Annotated in this window: 14 protein-coding genes, 2 tRNA genes and 1 pseudogene; 4 read left to right on the forward strand and 13 right to left on the reverse strand. The window is 37.0% G+C overall.

Features of this window, described 5'->3' with window-relative positions; genetic code table 11:
• Nucleotides 1-807 (forward strand): YitT family protein (locus JCM15092_RS06785; protein WP_024994004.1); only part of this gene is annotated, 807 nt, incomplete at its 5' end.
• A 312-nt stretch (nt 808-1,119) separates the two neighbouring features.
• Here the strand turns inward: JCM15092_RS06785 and JCM15092_RS06790 are convergent.
• The 3 genes and pseudogenes from JCM15092_RS06790 to JCM15092_RS06800 form a co-directional block, all read right to left on the reverse strand.
• On the reverse strand, nt 1,120-3,570 hold the full coding sequence (locus JCM15092_RS06790; protein ID WP_024994005.1) for a TonB-dependent receptor: 2,451 nt from the start codon (nt 3,568-3,570) through the stop codon (nt 1,120-1,122).
• A gap of 273 nt (nt 3,571-3,843) precedes the next feature.
• Nucleotides 3,844-3,972 (reverse strand): annotated as a pseudogene (locus tag JCM15092_RS18055) (DUF8478 family putative metalloprotein); the annotation flags it as partial.
• Between the two features lie 195 nt (nt 3,973-4,167).
• Entirely contained in the window at nt 4,168-5,352 is a 1,185-nt protein-coding gene (locus JCM15092_RS06800; protein WP_024994006.1) for a C1 family peptidase, read from the reverse strand.
• Nucleotides 5,353-5,533: 181 nt separating this feature from the next.
• Here JCM15092_RS06800 and JCM15092_RS06805 point away from each other — a divergent pair, with 181 nt between their 5' ends.
• Nucleotides 5,534-6,118, forward strand: a complete 585-nt coding sequence (locus JCM15092_RS06805; RefSeq protein WP_034541683.1) for a Crp/Fnr family transcriptional regulator — start codon at nt 5,534-5,536, stop codon at nt 6,116-6,118.
• Here JCM15092_RS06805 and JCM15092_RS06810 read toward each other — a convergent pair whose 3' ends face one another.
• The 7 genes from JCM15092_RS06810 to JCM15092_RS06840 form a co-directional block, all read right to left on the reverse strand.
• The gene (locus JCM15092_RS06810) at nt 6,119-7,591 is read right to left on the reverse strand and encodes a DUF3943 domain-containing protein (protein WP_024994008.1); all 1,473 of its coding nucleotides are present in this window, start codon (nt 7,589-7,591) and stop codon (nt 6,119-6,121) included.
• A gap of 30 nt (nt 7,592-7,621) precedes the next feature.
• Nucleotides 7,622-9,016: an LA_2272 family surface repeat-containing protein gene (locus tag JCM15092_RS06815; protein ID WP_024994009.1), complete on the reverse strand. Its 1,395-nt coding sequence runs from the start codon at nt 9,014-9,016 to the stop codon at nt 7,622-7,624.
• A gap of 30 nt (nt 9,017-9,046) precedes the next feature.
• Complete coding sequence (locus JCM15092_RS06820) at nt 9,047-10,702, reverse strand: AMP-binding protein (RefSeq protein ID WP_024994010.1); 1,656 nt, start codon at nt 10,700-10,702, stop codon at nt 9,047-9,049.
• 189 nt (nt 10,703-10,891) lie between these two features.
• A complete protein-coding gene (locus JCM15092_RS06825) occupies nt 10,892-11,863 on the reverse strand; it encodes a dihydroorotate dehydrogenase-like protein (RefSeq protein ID WP_024994011.1) in 972 nt (323 codons plus the stop codon).
• 12 nt (nt 11,864-11,875) lie between these two features.
• Nucleotides 11,876-12,544, reverse strand: a complete 669-nt coding sequence (locus tag JCM15092_RS06830) for a YggS family pyridoxal phosphate-dependent enzyme (RefSeq protein WP_024994012.1) — start codon at nt 12,542-12,544, stop codon at nt 11,876-11,878.
• Nucleotides 12,545-12,561: 17 nt separating this feature from the next.
• Nucleotides 12,562-13,047, reverse strand: a complete 486-nt coding sequence (locus tag JCM15092_RS06835; RefSeq protein ID WP_024994013.1) for a DUF4494 domain-containing protein — start codon at nt 13,045-13,047, stop codon at nt 12,562-12,564.
• A gap of 111 nt (nt 13,048-13,158) precedes the next feature.
• Entirely contained in the window at nt 13,159-14,313 is a 1,155-nt protein-coding gene (locus JCM15092_RS06840; RefSeq protein ID WP_024994014.1) for a protein kinase domain-containing protein, read from the reverse strand.
• A gap of 157 nt (nt 14,314-14,470) precedes the next feature.
• Between JCM15092_RS06840 and JCM15092_RS06845 the strand changes: the two genes are divergently transcribed.
• Complete coding sequence (locus JCM15092_RS06845; RefSeq protein ID WP_024994015.1) at nt 14,471-15,673, forward strand: pyridoxal phosphate-dependent aminotransferase; 1,203 nt, start codon at nt 14,471-14,473, stop codon at nt 15,671-15,673.
• A 1-nt stretch (nt 15,674) separates the two neighbouring features.
• Nucleotides 15,675-16,922 carry an ABC transporter permease gene (locus JCM15092_RS06850; RefSeq protein ID WP_024994016.1) on the forward strand — a complete coding sequence of 416 codons (1,248 nt, stop codon included), beginning with the start codon at nt 15,675-15,677 and terminating at the stop codon, nt 16,920-16,922.
• A 75-nt stretch (nt 16,923-16,997) separates the two neighbouring features.
• On the opposite strand, the gene JCM15092_RS06855 is transcribed toward JCM15092_RS06850, so the two are convergent.
• From JCM15092_RS06855 to JCM15092_RS06865, 3 genes are all read right to left on the reverse strand, one after another.
• Nucleotides 16,998-18,449, reverse strand: coding sequence for a tryptophanase (locus tag JCM15092_RS06855; RefSeq protein ID WP_024994017.1), 1,452 nt, complete (start codon nt 18,447-18,449; stop codon nt 16,998-17,000).
• Nucleotides 18,450-18,660: 211 nt separating this feature from the next.
• Nucleotides 18,661-18,732: transfer RNA gene (locus JCM15092_RS06860), tRNA-Glu, on the reverse strand.
• 4 nt (nt 18,733-18,736) lie between these two features.
• Nucleotides 18,737-18,826 (reverse strand) — tRNA-Ser (locus tag JCM15092_RS06865).
• Nucleotides 18,827-19,179: the final 353 nt, after the last annotated feature.

Here is a 19,179-nt window from a genome sequence, read left to right on the forward strand (position 1 = left end):
ATGTATAGTGTGGGGTGGACGGTTTTTCTCCTTCCCAACAATATCACTACAGGTGGTGTTCCTGGTATTGCTTCTATAGTATATTTTGCATCAGGTTTCCCTGTTCAGTATACATATTTTGCAATAAATGCTTTCCTCCTGATGGCGTCTTTGTTTATTCTGGGATGGAAATTCAGCGTAAAGACCATCTTTGCTGTTTTGACTATGACCTTAGTTCTTCCAATTATTCAGAGCATGACAAGTGGTGTAAACTTACTTCATGATCAACCTTTCATGGCATGTGTTATCGGAGCTTCTTTCTGTGGAGGTGGAATAGGAGTTACATTCTCAGCAAATGGTAGTTCTGGAGGTACAGATATTATTGCAGCTATAGTAAACAAGTATCATGACATCACACTTGGACGCGTTATTCTTTTTACTGATATGATAATAATCCTATCCAGTTATTTCGCTCTTCATGACTGGGAGAAGGTAGTTTATGGTTTTGCTACTCTCTATATAAGCAGTTTTGTGCTAGACCAGGTTGTGAATAGTGCACGTCAGTCGGTGCAATTCTTTATAATATCAAACAAATATCAGGAAATAGGACATAGAATTAATAAGGATCTTCACCGTGGCGTTACCTTCATGGATGGAGTGGGATGCTATACAGGTTGTGATGTAAAAATGATGTTCGTTCTTGCCAAAAAGAGGGAGTCGACTACTATATTCCGTCTAATAAAAGATATTGATCCCAATGCTTTTGTATCACAGAGTGCCGTAATTGGTGTCTTTGGTGAGGGCTTTGATAGGATAAAGGTAAAATAATCATACTTTAAGAGGGAGTATTATTTACTGTAAAGCCTGCATTTTTGTGGTTTCATCCCATATAAAATGCAGGCTTTTTCTTTAATTATTTATTTTGAAAAATCACTATTCTACTGTTGCTTACCTATGCATTCTTCAAAATAAATGTCTGTCTTTATGTTTCTAATGCATCGTAGAGATATTCAACTCATTGCGATATTATTATTCCCTCTTGATTCTTCTCTTTCTGATTCTGTATGATATCTATTGTAACATTCATGAGAATGTTAAGTCAGAAATCTATTATCAGATTATCAAGTTCTGTAATCATCATTAGAAACTCACCTTGAGACCGGCAAAATAACATCTTGGTGATCCTGGACCATACATATAACCCGAATCACGTGTGGCTCCTTTGTCGAAGTCTTTTTGGAACTCATTCAAAATATTCTGAACTCCTGCATTAAGTTGAATACAGAGACCTGCGTCTAGGTCAAAATCGTAAGCCACCTTTGCACCGAGCTCGAAGAAAGATGGAGATTTTACCATTTCGTCGGCAGTGCCATTAACTTGTGACCATAGATGTGGTACATACATTCTACCTGTGTAATTGCCATTCAGTGAGAATGAGAGAACTTTTGATGGTGAGTAGCTAGCTGTAAAATATCCATATAGGTTAGGGGTACGTAGGATATCTTTAGTTGTTCTCTCGTCATCCGACAGTTTGTTATCTGCACTCCATTCCTCAGCCTCGTCATAACGACTTCTTTGGATTGTTATACCTGTCTGTAACTGGAAAGTATTTTTGTATGCTATATTAGCCTCTGCAGTTATACCATATACCTTTGCACCCGATCCGTTGCTTCTTGTCTGAATAAGATAACCGCTTCCGTTAGCATCCATAACAGGAGCCGAGAGTACAAATGGGTCATTCAGCTTTGTGTAAAATCCCTCTATAAGAAGATTTGTCTGAAATATACCTATCATATGATACATATCTACAGATGCATTTATACTATGTGATTTCTCTTCTTTAAGATTTTTTGCACGTTCAATTCTTAAAAGATCACCTCCGATATTACTTATATGAAGGTCCTCATCGAAAGCTTGTGGAGCTCGGAATCCTTCAGCATAGCTTAAGCGTATGTTGATATTTTCTAGTGGGTTATAGCGTAGGTTGGCACGTGGACTTAGTATAGCTTTCTTTGTGATACTGTTCTTGTCTAAGCGTCCTCCTAATAGAATACTCCACTTTTCATTCTTCCATTCACTTTGAAGATATGCACTCGAAATATTTATAATCTGGTCAGTAGGAGAAGGAGTATACTTTGCTATTAGTGCTTTCAGTACGTCACCGGTGGCGTTAGGATTCTCTTGTAGTGCCTTATCTCTATATCTCTCTGTATCTGTTCCCTTGTCGTGAAGAGCATCACGATTATATTCAAGTCCAGCTGTTATGCTGGCAGGCATGAATATTAACTTGTCTATGTTGCGTATATATTGAGCACCTATTACAGAAGTGAGGTCGGATGTCTTACCGTATGCACCATAATAGCTGTCACGTTTTATATCTTGTGCAGCTGCATATGCATTGAAATAATTCTTTTGGTCGGCTGAGAATATTGAGAATTTCACACCTCCTGTATTTATTGAGTGTTCTGTCTGCTCTACAACTCCATCCACTCCGGTGCCGTTAAGCTGAGGGTTTACAGCGATATGTGGTGCCAGGTCAAGTCGGCTACCACCTCTTCTGAACTCCTCTATGTGATGATATTCTAAAGATATTTTTGAGTATGTGCCTGTCTTATAGTAAGCATTCATACCTACTGTCTGATTCTTCATCTTCGATGACTCAGTAAAGCCGTCTCCATTGTAGTCCCAAGCAGACTTTTCACGGTTGAGGCCATAAATGTATGCCCCCATTTTATTATTGTCAGATACAAGTGAGAGGTTTAGTGATGTATTGTTGTCGAACGAGCTGCTTCCATCGATATTTGTAATTGAGTGAGCAACAGATCCTGAGTTACGCATAGGTTCCTTGGTGATTATGTTTACTGTTCCAGCTATTGCTGAAGAACCGAAAAGGGCAGAACCGCCACCTCTTACCACCTCTACACGTTCAATCATATTTGCAGGGATATGTTCAAGTCCGTAAACACCGGCAAGCGATGAGAATATAGGGCGTGAATCAATAAGTATCTGTGTATATTTACCATCCAAACCATTTATTCTTACCTGTGTGAATCCGCAGTTCTGACAGTCGTTTTCGACTCTTACTCCAGGTTGGAAGGTGAGTCCCTGTGATAATGTCTGAGAATTTGTAGTCTCAAAAAGTTTCGTACTGATAACCTTTACAAGAGTAGGGGCTACACGACGTGCAGTCTCGTTTCGGTTGGCAGATACCACTACTGCGTCAAGAGCGATTATATCCTCTTCCACCTGGAAATTTAGTTCATGCGTTACTCCTTTCTTACAGATTACCTTCTGACTTATGGTTTTGTATCCCACGGAAGATATCTCAATAGTGAACTCTCCTTCAGGAAGATTTTTAAGGAAATAGTGTCCTGTAAGGTCTGTCAGTGTACTAATTGTTGTATTCTTTACAGCGACAGTAACATAAGGCATATGCTCCTGAGTCTTCTTGTCGATGATGTGTCCTACTATATTAGCATCCGATTTGTTGATTGTCTCTTCTATTGGGTTATCTACTTTTGTTGCATAAGAGTATTGAGCAGGGAAAAAAGTGCATACTATTCCCAGCATCATTAGATATATTTTTTTCATGTTTAATATAAGATGTGATGTTATTAATCTCTTCAGACATAAGTCTGAAAATATGTCCCTTAATATTTAAGCATGAATTGGAGGGCTGCGAGGATTAATAGCATTGAAGGTAGCATGAATGATGAAATCCACTCTTTTATAGAGAAGTAACCCTATAAATATGAATAATGCTACTGGTAGTGCAAAAGATAATATTGAACCATCGCTCTCAATATTCGAGAGTATGGATATTGTTTTAAATTCTGTTGTTGAATGATGGTGAGGAGACTTAAATGGGTGAGAGTGGACAATAATAATATTATTTTCATTATGCATATGCAGAAATAGAGTCTTAGACCCAATGAATGCAATATAGATAATGGGGAGTAATAGTTTGATTATATTTATTGTCCGACTTTTCAAAATGATATATTTTCTTTATGAATAGGCTGGTAGCTTTATATCATGTTTATTTGTTTTTCTTAACCTTTGCAAAGGTAGAAAATAATATCTTATTTAGATTTGTTCTTAATAAGATTTGACGAATTAATAAAAAAACTCTATTGCCAGGAGATGAATATTTTGACAATAGAGTTGAATATATAGTTTATGATATTTTTATAATCCCAACTTCTTGCGTATGCTCCTTGGAATTGCATCCTTATGAACCATAATATAAATAGTCTTTGCTTTTACATAACTCTCGGACATATTCAGATAGCCTCCGAAGTCACTTCTGTCTGTTCCCCAAGAGTTCTTTGTTATATAATATTTTGTTCCGTTCTGATCTTTTGCAATGCCTGTTATATGCATAAGATGATCATCGGTAGTAACAAAAGATTGAAATCCTTTCTCTCTCACTTCAGGTGTAACATCTATTTCAGGGTATGGCTGTTTGAACTTGAAAGCATCTTCAGGTTTCATTTCATTACCAGCCTGTCCCAGTCTTGCTCTATCAGTCTTACTCATCTCTTCAACCTTTACTGTTGTAGGGTTTATAGCCACACCATTCTTATGAGAAAAGCCTTTTTCGCTTACGTCTCCATCCCAACATATTGTGTATCCATTTTTTAAAGCAGAGTCCATTACTTCCATCATCTCATTAAGTGGTAGGTTGTACATTCTCTCATGTTCCCAGTTATCTGGTACTTCTACAGCAAACTCACTATAAAATGGCTTATGTGTGAAACTTGTAAGTTCTATATAGTCGTCCATATTCAGTCCGAGTGAATTAGCAAATGTTTTTGGAGTGTACTCCTTTCCTTTATATTCAAATTTCTCAGGAACTTTGCCAAAGTAGATATCGAATATGCTATTAATTATTTTGTTGTATTCAGGACTTCTCTGTTTCATTTCAACAGCTTTATTGGCTGTTGATGTAATGTATTCTACCATCTCAAAATGGTTATGTATATCAGAATTATAGTTGATGCCATGGTAAACCTCTTCGGGTACTATGCCAACTTGCTTATATGCATTTTTCCATGTATGTGAAAGACTGCCCTCGCTTATATTTCCTTTGCCTCTGCGAAGGTAGTTGTCATCCAGCTGATTCATATATTTCTGTCTGACAATAAACATTTCCGATAGGTCATACTCTCCTTTACCAATTCTCATAAGTTCAGCTTCCATAAACGATGATGTAGCAAAACACCAGCATGTGCCCGAAGCAGCCTGATTCTTTACAGGTGTCACCTTATTATTGAATACTGTTGTGAATTTATAACCATCTTCTTGTGCTTCTACATTAACTGCTGATAAGAAAAGAAGTGCTGTGCAAAATAATTTTAAATATAATTTCATAATAAACTCTCTTATAATCTATTAAATACTAATTATGACTTTTTAATGAATTAATCACTTTTATTTGTAAAATCTGTTGTAAAATTATGTATAATATTTATTTTTAAGTTTAATTAGGCTATTGATTTTAGTTTTAATAGTATTTTTGCAAGACAAAAAACTATTTATGTAATTTAGTGGTATGATTAAGAGAAGTACTATAGAGACAGCACGGACGTTATCTAGTTTATATTATGCACTAAGCAAAGAAAGCCTATTGACTTTGTCGGACATCCTTGTCTACAAAAAATGTCGCAAAGGAGAGCGATTGATAGATGAAGGAGATGTCTGCAAAAATTTAATATTTATTGAGAAAGGCTTAGTTAGACAGTTTTATTACAAGAACGGCAAAGAGTTGACAGAACACATCAGCTATGAGAATGGAATAGTAATGAATATTGAGAGCCTATTCCAGCAAGAACCTTCACGCCTTATGATTGAGACTTTGGAAGCGTCTAATATTTGGTTAATTCCTTTAAATGATCTTGAGAGGATATCCGACTCTTTCGTAGATATACAAAGACTATATCGAACAATACTGAAATCGTCACTTATTGAATCACAGATTAAAGCCGATATACTTAGATTTGAACCAGCCAATGTAAGGTATCTTAAGCTGATGGAATATCATCCTGAAATACTTAAGAGAACCCCATTAGTATATGTCGCTTCTTTGTTGCAGATGACACCTGAGACACTTAGCCGTGTTCGCTCATCTCTGCTTTAATCAGAATTGGTAAATTAATCCAAGGCGAGTTTCGAAAGTCTTATAGCTTACATCTTCTTTATATGAGTAGTGACTTTTTCTCACGAAATATGAAGCTTCGATATTTGCTTTTATATTATTATTCAGATTAAGGTTTATCTGAGGGTTAATTATAGCCAACATTACATTACCTTTATCTCCCTGAGCATTCAGATAAAGAGGATTTGTTGTGTTCAAATCTTTATTTTCATAACCTTTCCATGTGAATATATTGAGTAATGATACGTTCAGAGAGAAGTTGCCATATCTGCCGAAGTCAATATCAGTATCGTTCTTAAGACTATATCCACTTCCCATATTATAGTTTCTGTCTATCACATTATAATAGTCACTAAGGCTTCCTCCAAGTAAAACAGCGCTGATATAAATACTCTGCTGAAGACCTAACATGCTGTTATATCTAGGTAATTTATAAATCATTCCAGGTCCTACACTTGCTGCCTCTGATATTTTATATGGTATGTTCTCTGAATTATGTAACACCGCTTCAGAATCATAATAGTTGAAGTGCTGGAAGATTCCGAATGATATATTCATCTCACTCGATTCCTTTACATTCGTTCCCCAAATGCGTCCCAAGAGATTAATCTTGTTTATCAATGGTTGATTCAAAGATAGACCTAATGATACATTTGCTGTGAAGTAGTCGTATGGGCTGTTGTCCTCTTTATCTAAAGGATCTCCATAAACAGCCTTCAGGTTGATGTATGGATTATATTCTCCTTTAAACATATGGTTGTCATCAGCCAGATATCTCATTCCAAATCCCATAGAAAATTTTACAGGTATCTTTTCGTAGTCATGGTATTTATAATATGAGTGTCTCACTCTCCACATATCTCCGTTAATCAATCTGTTCAATCCTCTTATCGGACAGATCAATGTACCTAGGAACTCTCTTAAAAATCTTTCTCCACCTCTTTTTGAATCGTTAAGTACCAACGATGACATACGATGGGTAAATTCACCGAGGGCAATGCCACCTAGCGTAGTAGCCATAAGGTCATTGATGGCTGCCGGCTCTCTTTCGGCGGTAAATTCCCACATAAGGCTACCGGCAAGAGAGTAGGGAGCAGATTCCCAAAATGACAGACCGTTACTACGCGCAGTATTGAAGTAGAGGCTTCCATGATAGGGATGAGCAAAAAGATTTGTCGAAAACTGGTCATTATCCCATACAAATCCATAATTTATGTTATGTCTTATGGTATTGATGGTTATCTTGGCAAAATTCTCATTCATTACATATCTATCGAAAGCCCAGACACCGAGATTTAATCCAAAAGTCTCTACTGCAGCCTTGAAAGGGTACTTTTTATTCATTTCAGGACTATTAAAGGCAAAAAGGCTGTCTCTATTCTCTGTTGTCAGTGAATATGTATTATTGCAACTGATAAAGAGAATAAGAGATAATAAGGATAATTTGAATTTCATATCAAATTTAATGGGTTGATAATACTATTATCAAAATAATACAACACCTAGTGAGAAGATAGGTTTCTTTTCGTAGAATTTATTCTCATCGTAATATCTAGTCATGCTATATCCACCTGAAGCAAAGATACTGATCTTCTTCTGTAGCCTATATTCAAGATTTACTTCTCCCTGGAGAGAATACATTCTCTTTGGAGTCTTTTCATTTTCATTGCTGAAACTTTCGATATGATAGAAACCTAAGTCTCCGCTTATCTCAAGATATTTTGCTATAGGGAAGTAGAGTCCGGTCTTGTAGAAAACAGCTCCTGAGAACTTATCATTAAGTCCCAAATATTGTGTTCCAACACCTATAATGCTGTATGTCTTCCTGTTCTTAAAGCGTGCAGCGATATTCATTTTACTGGTGTTACCAGTGAAAGCCATCAACTGTATTCTTGTCTTAGGGTTGACATTTACCAGTCCAATTTTATGAGTTGTTGAGTCTTTGCTGTAATTTACAACCCCAACCTGAAAGCCATTGCTTTTTCCTGTACTCATATTCAGAATTCCTATCTGAACACCGTCTATTCCACCTGCATAGTTACCTGGTGCAAGCTGTACTCCTTTAGTTCTGCCCTGACTTATATTGGTAATACCTGCCAACTGGAATGCTCCTCTTGTATTTACCGCAATATTTACCGCTCCTGCAAGTTGGAAACCTCTTAATGTATCAGCAGCAATGTTTGTAAGAACTGTTGCTTGCACTCCTCTTACCTCTACACCTACGTTACTTATAAGAGATAGTTGTGCTCCTTTATTCTCTTTTCCTGCAATGTTAAGTATTGATGCTACCTGAAGTCCGTTTAATCTGTTTGCAGTAGCGTTCATAAGACCTGCCAATGCTATTCCTTTTTGGCTTATGCCGGATACATTTGCAAGACCACCAATATGCAAACCATCCATCTCCTTTCCGGATACATTCATAAGACCACCTATAGCAAGTCCGTTGGATCTATTACCAACGATATTGGCAAAGAGAGATGCTTGCATACCATTTGCCTCTTTACCGGTCACATTGATAAGTCCGGTGACCATTACTCCATTTGCCTTGTTGCCTACAATGTTGGTTATGCCACTAAGCATAACACCATTGGCTCTGTTTCTAGTGATATTTACAAAACCAGATGCCTGGATTCCTGTCATATTGTTCTTTACAGCACTTGATATGACATTTAAGCCTATGCCTCTCTGATTATATAAATTAGAAATCAGACCTAAGTTAAAATAGGATGTTTTGACGCTATCTCTGTTTGATGAGATGTTAATAGCTATATTTGGCGCCTCTCTTTTTGACTTGTTTATCTGCTGTGCAAAAACAAAATTAGTGCTAACTGCAAGGCATGCAGTTAACACTAATGTATATCGTAACGAATTGATTCTCATAAGATGTCTTTTCGATTATCATATTTTTTGTTATAATTCCTGGTATAAGAAACGCTTAATGCTCTTTTTAGGAGTCTTTTCAAACTCTTCCGGATATATTCTAACTCTAGAAATCTGAGAGTAAGATGGAAGTTCTGAATTAAGAGCAACTCTATTTGTTTCCATTGCTGATTCTATATCTTCATCTTTCATACCATGTGCATATGCATCATCAAAATCAGGATATATTAATGCAGCAAGGCGACCGTCATGTTGCTGTATAACGATGCTTTCTGCAACATATGGCATATTATTTAGCTTATCCTCAATCTCCTCTGGGTATATATTCTGTCCTGATGATCCTAGTAGCATGTTCTTGCTTCTTCCTTTTATTGTAACGTTACCTTCTTCATCAATTACTCCAAGGTCACCTGTGTGCATCCATCCATCTTTGTCGATAACTTCAGCTGTAGCTTCAGGGTTCTTGTAGTAACCAAGCATTACATTAGGTCCTTTACATACTATTTCACCTACAATATTATGTGGATCCGGGCTGAGGACTTTTACTTCCATTCTCTTAACTGCCTTTCCACATGAACCTGGTTTGAATTCTTTCCAATCTTCATAACAGATGATAGGAGCGCACTCAGTCATACCATATCCCACTGTATAAGGGAACTCGATACTTCTTAGGAACTGCTCAATTTCCTGGTTGAATGCTGCACCACCTACGATAACTTCGTAGAACTCTCCTCCGAATGCATGAATCATCTGCTCACGTACAGCAGCTTTAATCTTGTCATTAATGATAGGTACTTTAAGAAGTATCTTCATTGTTGGAGTCTGTAACTTAGGAAGAATGTTTTTCTTGATAATCTTTTCAATAATCAATGGAACGGCAACAACCAAGTTAGGCTTAATCTCAGCAAATGCTTGGAAGATAATCTTAGGACTAGGCATTCTAGTCAAGAAGTAGATGTGGCATCCCACGCAGAATTCATAAATAAATTCGAAAGATAGGCCGTACATATGTGCCATAGGTAACATAGATACAAGCTTATTTCCTGGCTTAAGCTGTAGAACATCGAAAGCAAATTGTGTATTCGACCACAATGCTCTGTAAGGTATCATAACGCCCTTCGAATAACTTGTAGTGCCTGATGTGTAGTTGATGACTGCAAGAGTCTCAGGTTCGTCTTTCTTGTATTCCACATGTTCGCGTCTGAAATTCTTAGGGAATTTCTTTCCGAAGAGCTCATTAAGGTGATTACGGGCAAAATCAAGTTTATCGCTTCTAGATACTAATACAGAGTAGTCGTTCATAAGAACCACTCCCTCGATATTTGGCATCGCATTTTCATTAAGACCTTCCCAAACCATATCACCTACAAAGAGGAGTCTTGACTCAGAGTGGTTTACAATGTTATGAACGTTGTCCGGTTTGAATTCGTGAAGTATAGGTACAGCAATGGCGCCGTAGGTAAGTGTTGCAAGGAATGTAACACCCCAATGTGAACTGTTACGTCCGCAAATGGCTATTTTGTCGCCCTCTTTAATTCCACTTTGTTCAAAAATAATATGTATTTTCTCTATTTTTCTTGCTACATCTTTATACTGAAGTGTTGCCCCATTGTAGTCTGTCAAAGCATCCAAATCCCAGTTGTCTTTTATGCTTTGTTCAATAAAGGAGATAAAACTTTGCTCCATTTTGTTATAAATTTATTCTTTATAAATTATTGCACATTCTAGGTTAGAATGAGCAAAGATAAGACTTTCCATATGGTATACAAAAAAATAGAGTGATAAATTTATGCCCTATATCTTATATAACAACAATACTGCTGTTTAGACTAAAGAAAGAGTCATAAACAGCAGTATCGCTTATATTAAGAATGATTATTTCGAGCTGAAATACTTCATGAACTGCGTTCTTTCGAACGGATTAGCATTCTCATCAGCTTTCAAATTCATCAAACCTTTGAATTGACCAATATTCTCATAACCCTTGCTATCCATCCAAGATGACATATCTGCTATCATCTTATCTATCTCATCATTACCTTTCTTATATATCACACTGCACAGCTCAACGGCTGCAGCGCCGGCAAGGATAGATTTGATAATTGCTGCACCTGAGTTTACACCGCCTGAGATAGCAAAATCCTGCTTAGGCAATTCACCTGATGCTATAGCTGCCCATCTAAGACCATTAGAGAGTTCAGAACCATTACTGAACACATCTGCAGTGGTATATTCAAGTGTCTTGATATTTATATCGGCTTGGTAGAATCTGTTGAACAAAACTACACCTCCAGCACCATTAGCATGTAATTGGTTTATCAGGGCAATAGGGTTGGAGAGATTTGAAGCCAGTTTCACTATGACAGGAATAGATACACGCTTTTTCACAGTCGAAAGGATGTCAATATATCTCTGCTCCATAGTCCCATATCTATACTCTTTCTGAGTCTCTATAGACATAATGTTGAGCTCTATTGCATCTGCCCCTGCATCCTGCATGGTTTTTGCAAACTCAGACCATTCACCTTTGCTGAAACAGTTTATACTTGCTATTATTGGTATCTTACACAGGCTCTTGCACTCTTGTATCAGTTTTACATATTCACTCAATGCATTAGAGCGTACATAGGTCTTTAGATAGTCATCAGCTTCGGGATAATCGTATGATACAATATCTCCCGATTGCATCAAAATCTGTTCCTCAAAAATTGATTTCAGAACAACGGCACCAGCTCCGTGGAATTCAAGTTTCTGCACTTTCTCTGCAGTATCTGTCAGTCCCGAACTACTAATAATAATAGGATTGCGCAAGCTTAAGCCTGCAAAGGTTGTGTTAAGTATGCTCATTATTATAAGGGTTTAGTATATTCTTTCTCCAAAAATTTTGCTTCCTACTCTTACCATAGTGCTTCCTTCTTCAATAGCGATTTCGTAGTCGCCGGACATACCCATAGATATCTCCTTAAAAGATTCTTCATCTTTAAAATACTCCTCTTTAATCTCTTTGAAAAAGGTATGAAGTGAGTTAAACTCTTCTCTTATCTCTTTCTGATCATCACAATTCGTAGCCATTCCCATTACTCCGCATATTCTTATATTGTCAAGCTTCTTCCACTCTTCCTCGTTAAGCATGGTACGGCACTCATCAAAGGAGAATCCAAATTTGGTCTCCTCTTTTGCGATGTGTATCTGCAGTAGGCATGATATGGTACGGTTGACCTTTTTGGCATGTTTATCTATCTCCTTAAGTAGTGATAGAGAGTCTATAGCATGAATCATAGTGACATAAGGTGCCATATACTTTATCTTGTTACTTTGAAGATGACCTATAAAGTGCCATTCTATATCTTTGGGGAGCGTTTCATATTTTTGAGCCATTTCCTGCACTTTACTCTCGCCAAAAATGCGCTGTCCTGCCTCGTATGCCTCCATGATGGATTCATTCGGATGAAACTTTGATACAGCAACAAGTGTTACATCTTTTGTAATGCCTGCAAGTACCTCTTGTAAATTTGCTTTAATGCTCATTGTCTTATAAATTAATGTTATTCAGTTTTACCTGCATCAGGGAATTCTGGTTTTACATTTGGCTCTGCCTCATAAGGGTAGATATCCATAAGTTGTGTCTCTGCAACAGATGCTATAACATAATCGGCCATAGTACCTTTCATGCCCTCATCAAGTTTCTTAACTGCATCGCGAAGATCGGCTGACTGTACAAGAACAGTTGTCGATGTTTTCTTCTCAGCTCCGCTCTTCTCATCTAGAGTAATGAAGAAAAGCTTACATTTAAAATATCTGTCGGCAGCATCCTCTTCAGATTGGAAAATTTCGCTGTAATTTGCTCTTTTTATATCAGAAACCGTAAATTCTCCACTAATATAAGGTGTTATCTCTTCAATTATTCTAGCTTCTGCTTCAGTAAAACTAAGTGCATCTACAAGATATGGTTCAGTTACTTTCTTGTTTACTCCATTTTCCATCACCTTCTCGTAGCGAATTTTGCATTCAAACCATGTATGCATCATAATTGTTCAATATTATTTTGTCTACGGCAAAAATACCGTAGTCCACTTTGTTAGTAATTTTGATTTGTTAAATGCGAAGGTACAAAAAAGTTTTATAGAATTTTTCAGCAAAATCTATTTCTTCTTTAATTCTTTCAAACGAATCTGAGTCACCTCATCTATAACTTCCTTTGATAGTTTGGTAGTGTATGAGAAATTTAGGTTGTATTTTACTGCTAACTTCTTTTGTATCATATCAAGTTTTGAGAATTGTTTCAAGCTCACTTGTTGGAATTTTTCCGGTGTAGCATTAAGCATCTCTTTAGTGTATATCGCATTAATTGCTTTTACAGCATCTTTCCTGAACTCATCTTTGAATATCTTCTCCACCTCATCTTTTGGAAGGTTTTTTAATGAAGATATAGTATCTATTTCAGTGGTAGTAATGGCGCTAACCTGCTCTCGGGCCTTTTGCTCAGTTTTATGTCTCCTGTTTGTCTCTTCACGAAACTCATAGTTCTCTTTCCTCTCTGCTTCATCTTTCAGTGCAATATATCCAATGGACAGTAGTGCCAAAATTGCAAATACCTTAATAGCTATTGATGCTATATCAGCAATGTTTGTTCTTTTGAAATCTTTTCTGAGTTCATGAATATTGGCATACCTTTTCGACTGGTCAGCATTGGTAGCCTTGTTGATAATATGTCTTATCCAAGGGGTTACATTTGAGTAGCTGTATATGTATTCTATAATTTTGCCAATTGAATAGATATCGTTCTTCTCGTTTGGTACGTTGTCCTCATTGAAGAGAGCTGGGTCAGAATATATTCCGCTGAATGTACAATAAGATATATCCTTGCATATATAGCTGCTCAGAGGGTTGAAAAGTGTTACTATATGATTACCTTTTCTGACATACACAGTTGCCGGGTTGATGTTAAGATGAAGTGTCCCGTTCTCATGCATGTATGCAACAGCATCGATAATCTGATTGACAATATATGAACTCTCTTTTTTGTTGTTGATATTGAAAGAGGTTTCCAGTAATGCTTTATAGAGTGGAATAGCAGGAGAGTAGCTAAATGCTACATAATCACCAGATTCATCACTGTGGAGTCCTTCATAGTGTGGCAGGTTTCTGTGATTGAGCTCTTTCCCAAGTTTTATTTCATTATTAATGCAGTGTCTGTATTCTTTAATTGAATATAGATTACTGTTGCATCGGCGTAAGAAAAGTCTTTTGCCATCTTTGTCATTAATAATTAGTAGACTATCCGAAAAATTACCCATTTTTAATTAATTAGCGCATATTTGATACAAAAATATTATTTTTTTTATTACTATAAAGCATAATGATAAAATAGTCACCTATTTTTCGCTCTCTTTTTATTGTTTTGTTAATTCGTAAAGTCTATCTTTGCACTTCGGTTAAACAAATTTATTATTTATGCCCACAATCTCAATTCGGGGAAATGAAATGCCCGCTTCTCCTATTAGGAAATTGGCTCCATTGGCTGAGGAAGCGAAAAAAAATGGTGTCAAAGTTTATCACTTAAATATTGGTCAGCCAGACCTTCCTACACCACGAGCGGCCCTTGATGCGATACGAAATATTGATCGTACGGTTTTGGAATATAGCCCAAGTCAGGGTTATAGAAGTTACCGTGAGAAACTTGTCGGCTATTACAAGAAGTATGATATCAATCTTACTGCAGATGATATTATCATAACAACAGGTGGTTCTGAAGCTGTACTTTTTGCTTTCATGAGCTGTCTTAATCCTGGTGATGAAATTATTGTCCCAGAACCTGCTTATGCTAACTATATGGCATTTGCTATATCTGCAGGAGCTGTGATTCGAACAGTGACAACAACTATTGAGGAGGGTTTCTCTCTGCCTAAGGTTGAGAAGTTCGAGGAGCTTATTAACGAACGTACAAAAGCTATTCTTATATGTAATCCAAATAACCCTACTGGATATCTATATTCTCGCCGTGAGATGAATCAGATCAGAGATATGGTAAAGAAATATGATCTTTATCTCTTCTCGGATGAGGTTTATCGTGAGTTTATATATACCGGTTCTCCTTATATATCTGCTTGTCATCTTGAAGGAATCGAGAATAACGTTGTTCTTATCGACTCGGTATCTAAGCGTTATTCAGAATGTGGTATACGTATTGGTGCATTAATCACTAAAAACAAGGATGTACGTAATGCAGTCATGAAGTTCTGTCAGGCTCGTCTTAGTCCTCCACTTATTGGTCAGATTGCTGCTGAGGCTTCTCTCGATGAACCGGAAGAGTATGCTCGCGAGACATACGATGAGTATGTAGAGAGACGTAAATGCCTTATTGATGGACTGAACAGAATCCCGGGAGTCTATTCTCCAATTCCTATGGGTGCATTCTATACAGTAGCAAAACTTCCTGTTGATGATAGCGAGAAGTTCTGTGCATGGTGTCTTAAGGAGTTCAACTATGAGGGAGAGACTGTTATGATGGCTCCTGCTGCAGGTTTTTATACCACTCCGGGTGCCGGAAAGAATGAAGTGAGAATTGCATACGTTCTAAAGAAAGGGGATTTGATACGTGCTCTGTTCATTTTAAGGAAAGCTTTAGAGGCTTATCCTGGAAGAACTGATGAATAATATGAACTGGAGATTATTTGTTGCAAAACGAATTTATAACAGTAACGAGGGTAGGAAAGAGGTCTCTAAACCTGCTGTAAGAATCGCTATATCGGGTATAGCTGTGGGAATGGCTATAATGATTGTATCTATTGCAGTAGTAATAGGTTTCAAGAATGAAGTGCGCAATAAAGTTATCTCCCTCGGTTCGGATATCCATGTAGTCAATTTTGATGCTCAAAGAACTTATGAGTCTACTCCTATAGTTACATCCGACAGTCTGATGCAGGTTGTCAGAGATACTCATGGCGTAAAGCATGTTCAGCGTTATTCCACTAAGCCTGGAATGATAATGACCAATGATAACTTCCTTGGTATGGTGCTTAAAGGGGTGGGACAAGAGTACAAAACGGAGTATCTTAAAAGTCATCTCATTGCAGGAGAAGTTCCTCAATTCAGCAGTCTAAGAGCATCCAATGAAGTTGTTGTATCAAGTACTATTGCCGATAAGTTGAAATTATCTGTTGGTGATAAGATATATACATATTATATTGATGACAGTAATGTAAGGGCTCGTCGTTTTAAAGTTTCCGGTATATACCGTACAAATTTCTCTTCATTCGACAATATCTTTATTATTACAGACATTTACACGGTTAACAAGCTCTGTGGTTGGGAGAATACTCAATCTACCGGTCTTGAGGTGTCAGTAAAAGATTATTCCCAACTTGATGCCACAGCCGATAATATCCGTTCAAAGATAGATACGAATATGGATTATAATGGAGGTGTATACTTTACTCAGACTATTGAAGAGGTCTCTCCACAGATATTTGCATGGCTTAATCTGCTTGATACAAATGTTTGGGTGATATTGATTCTTATGATGGGTGTAGCAGGATTTACCATGATATCCGGATTGCTAATCATTATTCTTGAGCGTACTAATATGATAGGAGTGTTGAAAGCACTCGGAGCTACAGATGGAGCTATAAGAGGTATCTTCTTAAACTTCTCTATATTCCTCATCGGCAAAGGCTTGATATGGGGTAACATTGTCGGTTTCTCTTTATGCGGACTACAGTACTATTTTAAGATATTCAAACTTGATCCGTCAAACTATTATCTGGAATATGTGCCTATAGAGTTCAACTGGACCTACTATATTCTTCTTAATATTGCTGCGTTTGTCATTTCTGTCCTGATGCTTGTTGGTCCCTCTTATTTAATCTCAAGCATACATCCGGCGAAATCAATACGTTTTGAATAAAAGCTATTTATAATATATAAATGAAAAGCGCCATATCATTTGAATGATATGGCGCTTTTATTATATGTAGATATCTTATAGGCTATCTCCGAAGTCTTCACGGAACTTAGCAGCCAACTTCTCTTGCCAGTTGCCTACTGCCTGAAGACGACCAAAGAAGAAACGAAGAACTTCAGGTTCTTCTTCCCACTTCAAACCACCGATTAAATCGCGGTTGTCATACAACCATTTTACTCTGTCTGCGCAATATTTTATCTGAGAAAGAGTGAACACACGACGAGGACAAGCAAGACGCAACAGCTCAAGTTCTGCATAGTTCTCACTACCGTCAGGGTTACGTTGCTCTGATATAGAACCTCTCTCCATACCGCGTATACCACCGGCGATGTAAAGAGCAGTAGCCAAAGCTCCTGCAGGATATTGTTCATGAGGAATGTTTGGTAAGAACTTGGATGCGTTGATATGCGCTCCTAAACCACCTGCTGGTTTAACCATTGGAACTCCATAATCGTCTAACTCTTTAACGAGATATTCAATAAATAGTGGTCCTTGGTTGATAATCTCTTCATCCATACTTTCGTAAAGTCCCACAGCCATAGCTTCCATAGCGCGTACTTCCATACCTCCATATGTTAGGAATCCTTCATATAAAGGAATAAGAGTTTTCATCTTAAGGATTAATTTCTCATTGTTTGAAACAATTGCTCCACCTCTTGAGAATCCCATTTTGCGCGCAGAGAAATATATGATATCCATTGCATCAGAAATCTTACGTGTTATTTCTGCAATGCTCATATTTTTAGCTTCCTCTTCGCGAGTCTTTATGAAATAGAGGTTGTCTTGTAGTAATGATGCATCCAAAACAGACATTATACCATTTTCTTTGCAAATAGCTGCTACCTCTAACATATTTTCCATTGAAAGTGGTTGACCTCCAACAAGATTTGTTCCGGCTTCTATACGTACAAATGGGATATGTTCAGGACCTACCTCTTTAATCAGTTTCTTAAGACGTTTGATGTCAAAGTTTCCTTTAAAAGGTAGCAAGATATCTGGGTCTAATCCCTCTTCTGTTATAAGTTCCTCTACACGACCTCCTAAGCGAGTGATATGTGCTTTAGTGGTAGTAAAGTGGAAGTTCATTGGGATAACGTCTCCTTTCTTTACAAAAGTCTCTGCTAAGATATTTTCACAAGCACGACCTTGATGAGCAGGAAGAAAGTATTTTGTACCAAATACATCTTGAAGTGCTTTAAGAAGACGGTTACATGTTTCTGATCCTGCGTATGAGTCGTCAGCAATCATAGAAGCAGCAACTTGTCTGTCACTCATGGCATTAACTCCCGAATCGGTAAGCATATCCATGAATACATCTCTATTTTGCAATAAGAATGTGTTATTACCTGCTTCTGTAAGATTTTTTACTCGTTCCTCCACGTTTGGTAAGAACAATTTTTGTACTACACGTACTTTGTGCATCTCTAAAGGTACCTGCTGATCCTCCTTGTAGAATTTTACTACTGACATGATGTTTTTTGTTTATTAGATATAATGTTGTTAACTATTTGTAATGTATTGTATTGCCAAAGATATAAAAATGAATCTAAAACAAACAGAAAAGTTTCAGTTTTTATATTAAAAGGGTGGGAATGATAAATTCTTTGTATAAAAATCCAAGAAAATGGACCTTTGAGCTGATAAAAAATAGCTGTAAATCTAAATTTACAGCTATTTTTTGTAGTGCCTACGGGAATCGAACCCGTATGTCATGCGTGAGAGGCATGTATCCTAACCATTAGATGAAAGCACCATACTGGCGGAAGCTGGGGGATTCGAACCCCCGGTACGGTTACCCGTACGTCAGTTTAGCAAACTGGTGGTTTCAGCCACTCACCCAAACTTCCTTCCTTTGTAGCGTTATCTCTCAAACGCGGTGCAAATATAGAGCCAAAAAATGATTTGTGCAAGTCTTTACCTCACTTTTTACTAAAAGAATTTAGTGTCTTATTTTAACATTTTGATAATGAGCATATATAATATAAAAACTACTGAATAATAGATTGCTATTTTTTGCCCGCTTAGGTGAGGATACCTCTTTACCGCTATTTTGTCCACCTATTCATTAATCTGTTTATGTAAAATATTTAATTTTTGTTTCTATAATATAAATACTAGCTTTTGCGAAATAATTTCCAATGGAAAATTTGTTTGCATTGTATTAATATATATATATTTGTCAATAATTTCCATTAGAAAA

It is taken from the genome of Phocaeicola paurosaccharolyticus JCM 15092 (assembly GCF_000613805.1).
GTDB classification, from domain to species: Bacteria; Bacteroidota; Bacteroidia; order Bacteroidales; family Bacteroidaceae; genus Phocaeicola; species Phocaeicola paurosaccharolyticus.

Coding starts and splice junctions, on each gene's coding strand:
- JCM15092_RS06800 (WP_024994006.1), bottom strand. CDS start 5,352: ATGAAATTATATTTAAAATTATTTTGCACAGCACTTCTTTTCTTATCA.
- JCM15092_RS06810 (WP_024994008.1), bottom strand. CDS start 7,591: ATGAAATTCAAATTATCCTTATTATCTCTTATTCTCTTTATCAGTTGC.
- JCM15092_RS06840 (WP_024994014.1), bottom strand. CDS start 14,313: ATGGGTAATTTTTCGGATAGTCTACTAATTATTAATGACAAAGATGGC.
- JCM15092_RS06845 (WP_024994015.1), top strand. CDS start 14,471: ATGCCCACAATCTCAATTCGGGGAAATGAAATGCCCGCTTCTCCTATT.
- JCM15092_RS06790 (WP_024994005.1), bottom strand. CDS start 3,570: ATGAAAAAAATATATCTAATGATGCTGGGAATAGTATGCACTTTTTTC.
- JCM15092_RS06855 (WP_024994017.1), bottom strand. CDS start 18,449: ATGTCAGTAGTAAAATTCTACAAGGAGGATCAGCAGGTACCTTTAGAG.
- JCM15092_RS06830 (WP_024994012.1), bottom strand. CDS start 12,544: ATGAGCATTAAAGCAAATTTACAAGAGGTACTTGCAGGCATTACAAAA.
- JCM15092_RS06815 (WP_024994009.1), bottom strand. CDS start 9,016: ATGAGAATCAATTCGTTACGATATACATTAGTGTTAACTGCATGCCTT.
- JCM15092_RS06820 (WP_024994010.1), bottom strand. CDS start 10,702: ATGGAGCAAAGTTTTATCTCCTTTATTGAACAAAGCATAAAAGACAAC.
- JCM15092_RS06805 (WP_034541683.1), top strand. CDS start 5,534: ATGATTAAGAGAAGTACTATAGAGACAGCACGGACGTTATCTAGTTTA.
- JCM15092_RS06850 (WP_024994016.1), top strand. CDS start 15,675: ATGAACTGGAGATTATTTGTTGCAAAACGAATTTATAACAGTAACGAG.
- JCM15092_RS06825 (WP_024994011.1), bottom strand. CDS start 11,863: ATGAGCATACTTAACACAACCTTTGCAGGCTTAAGCTTGCGCAATCCT.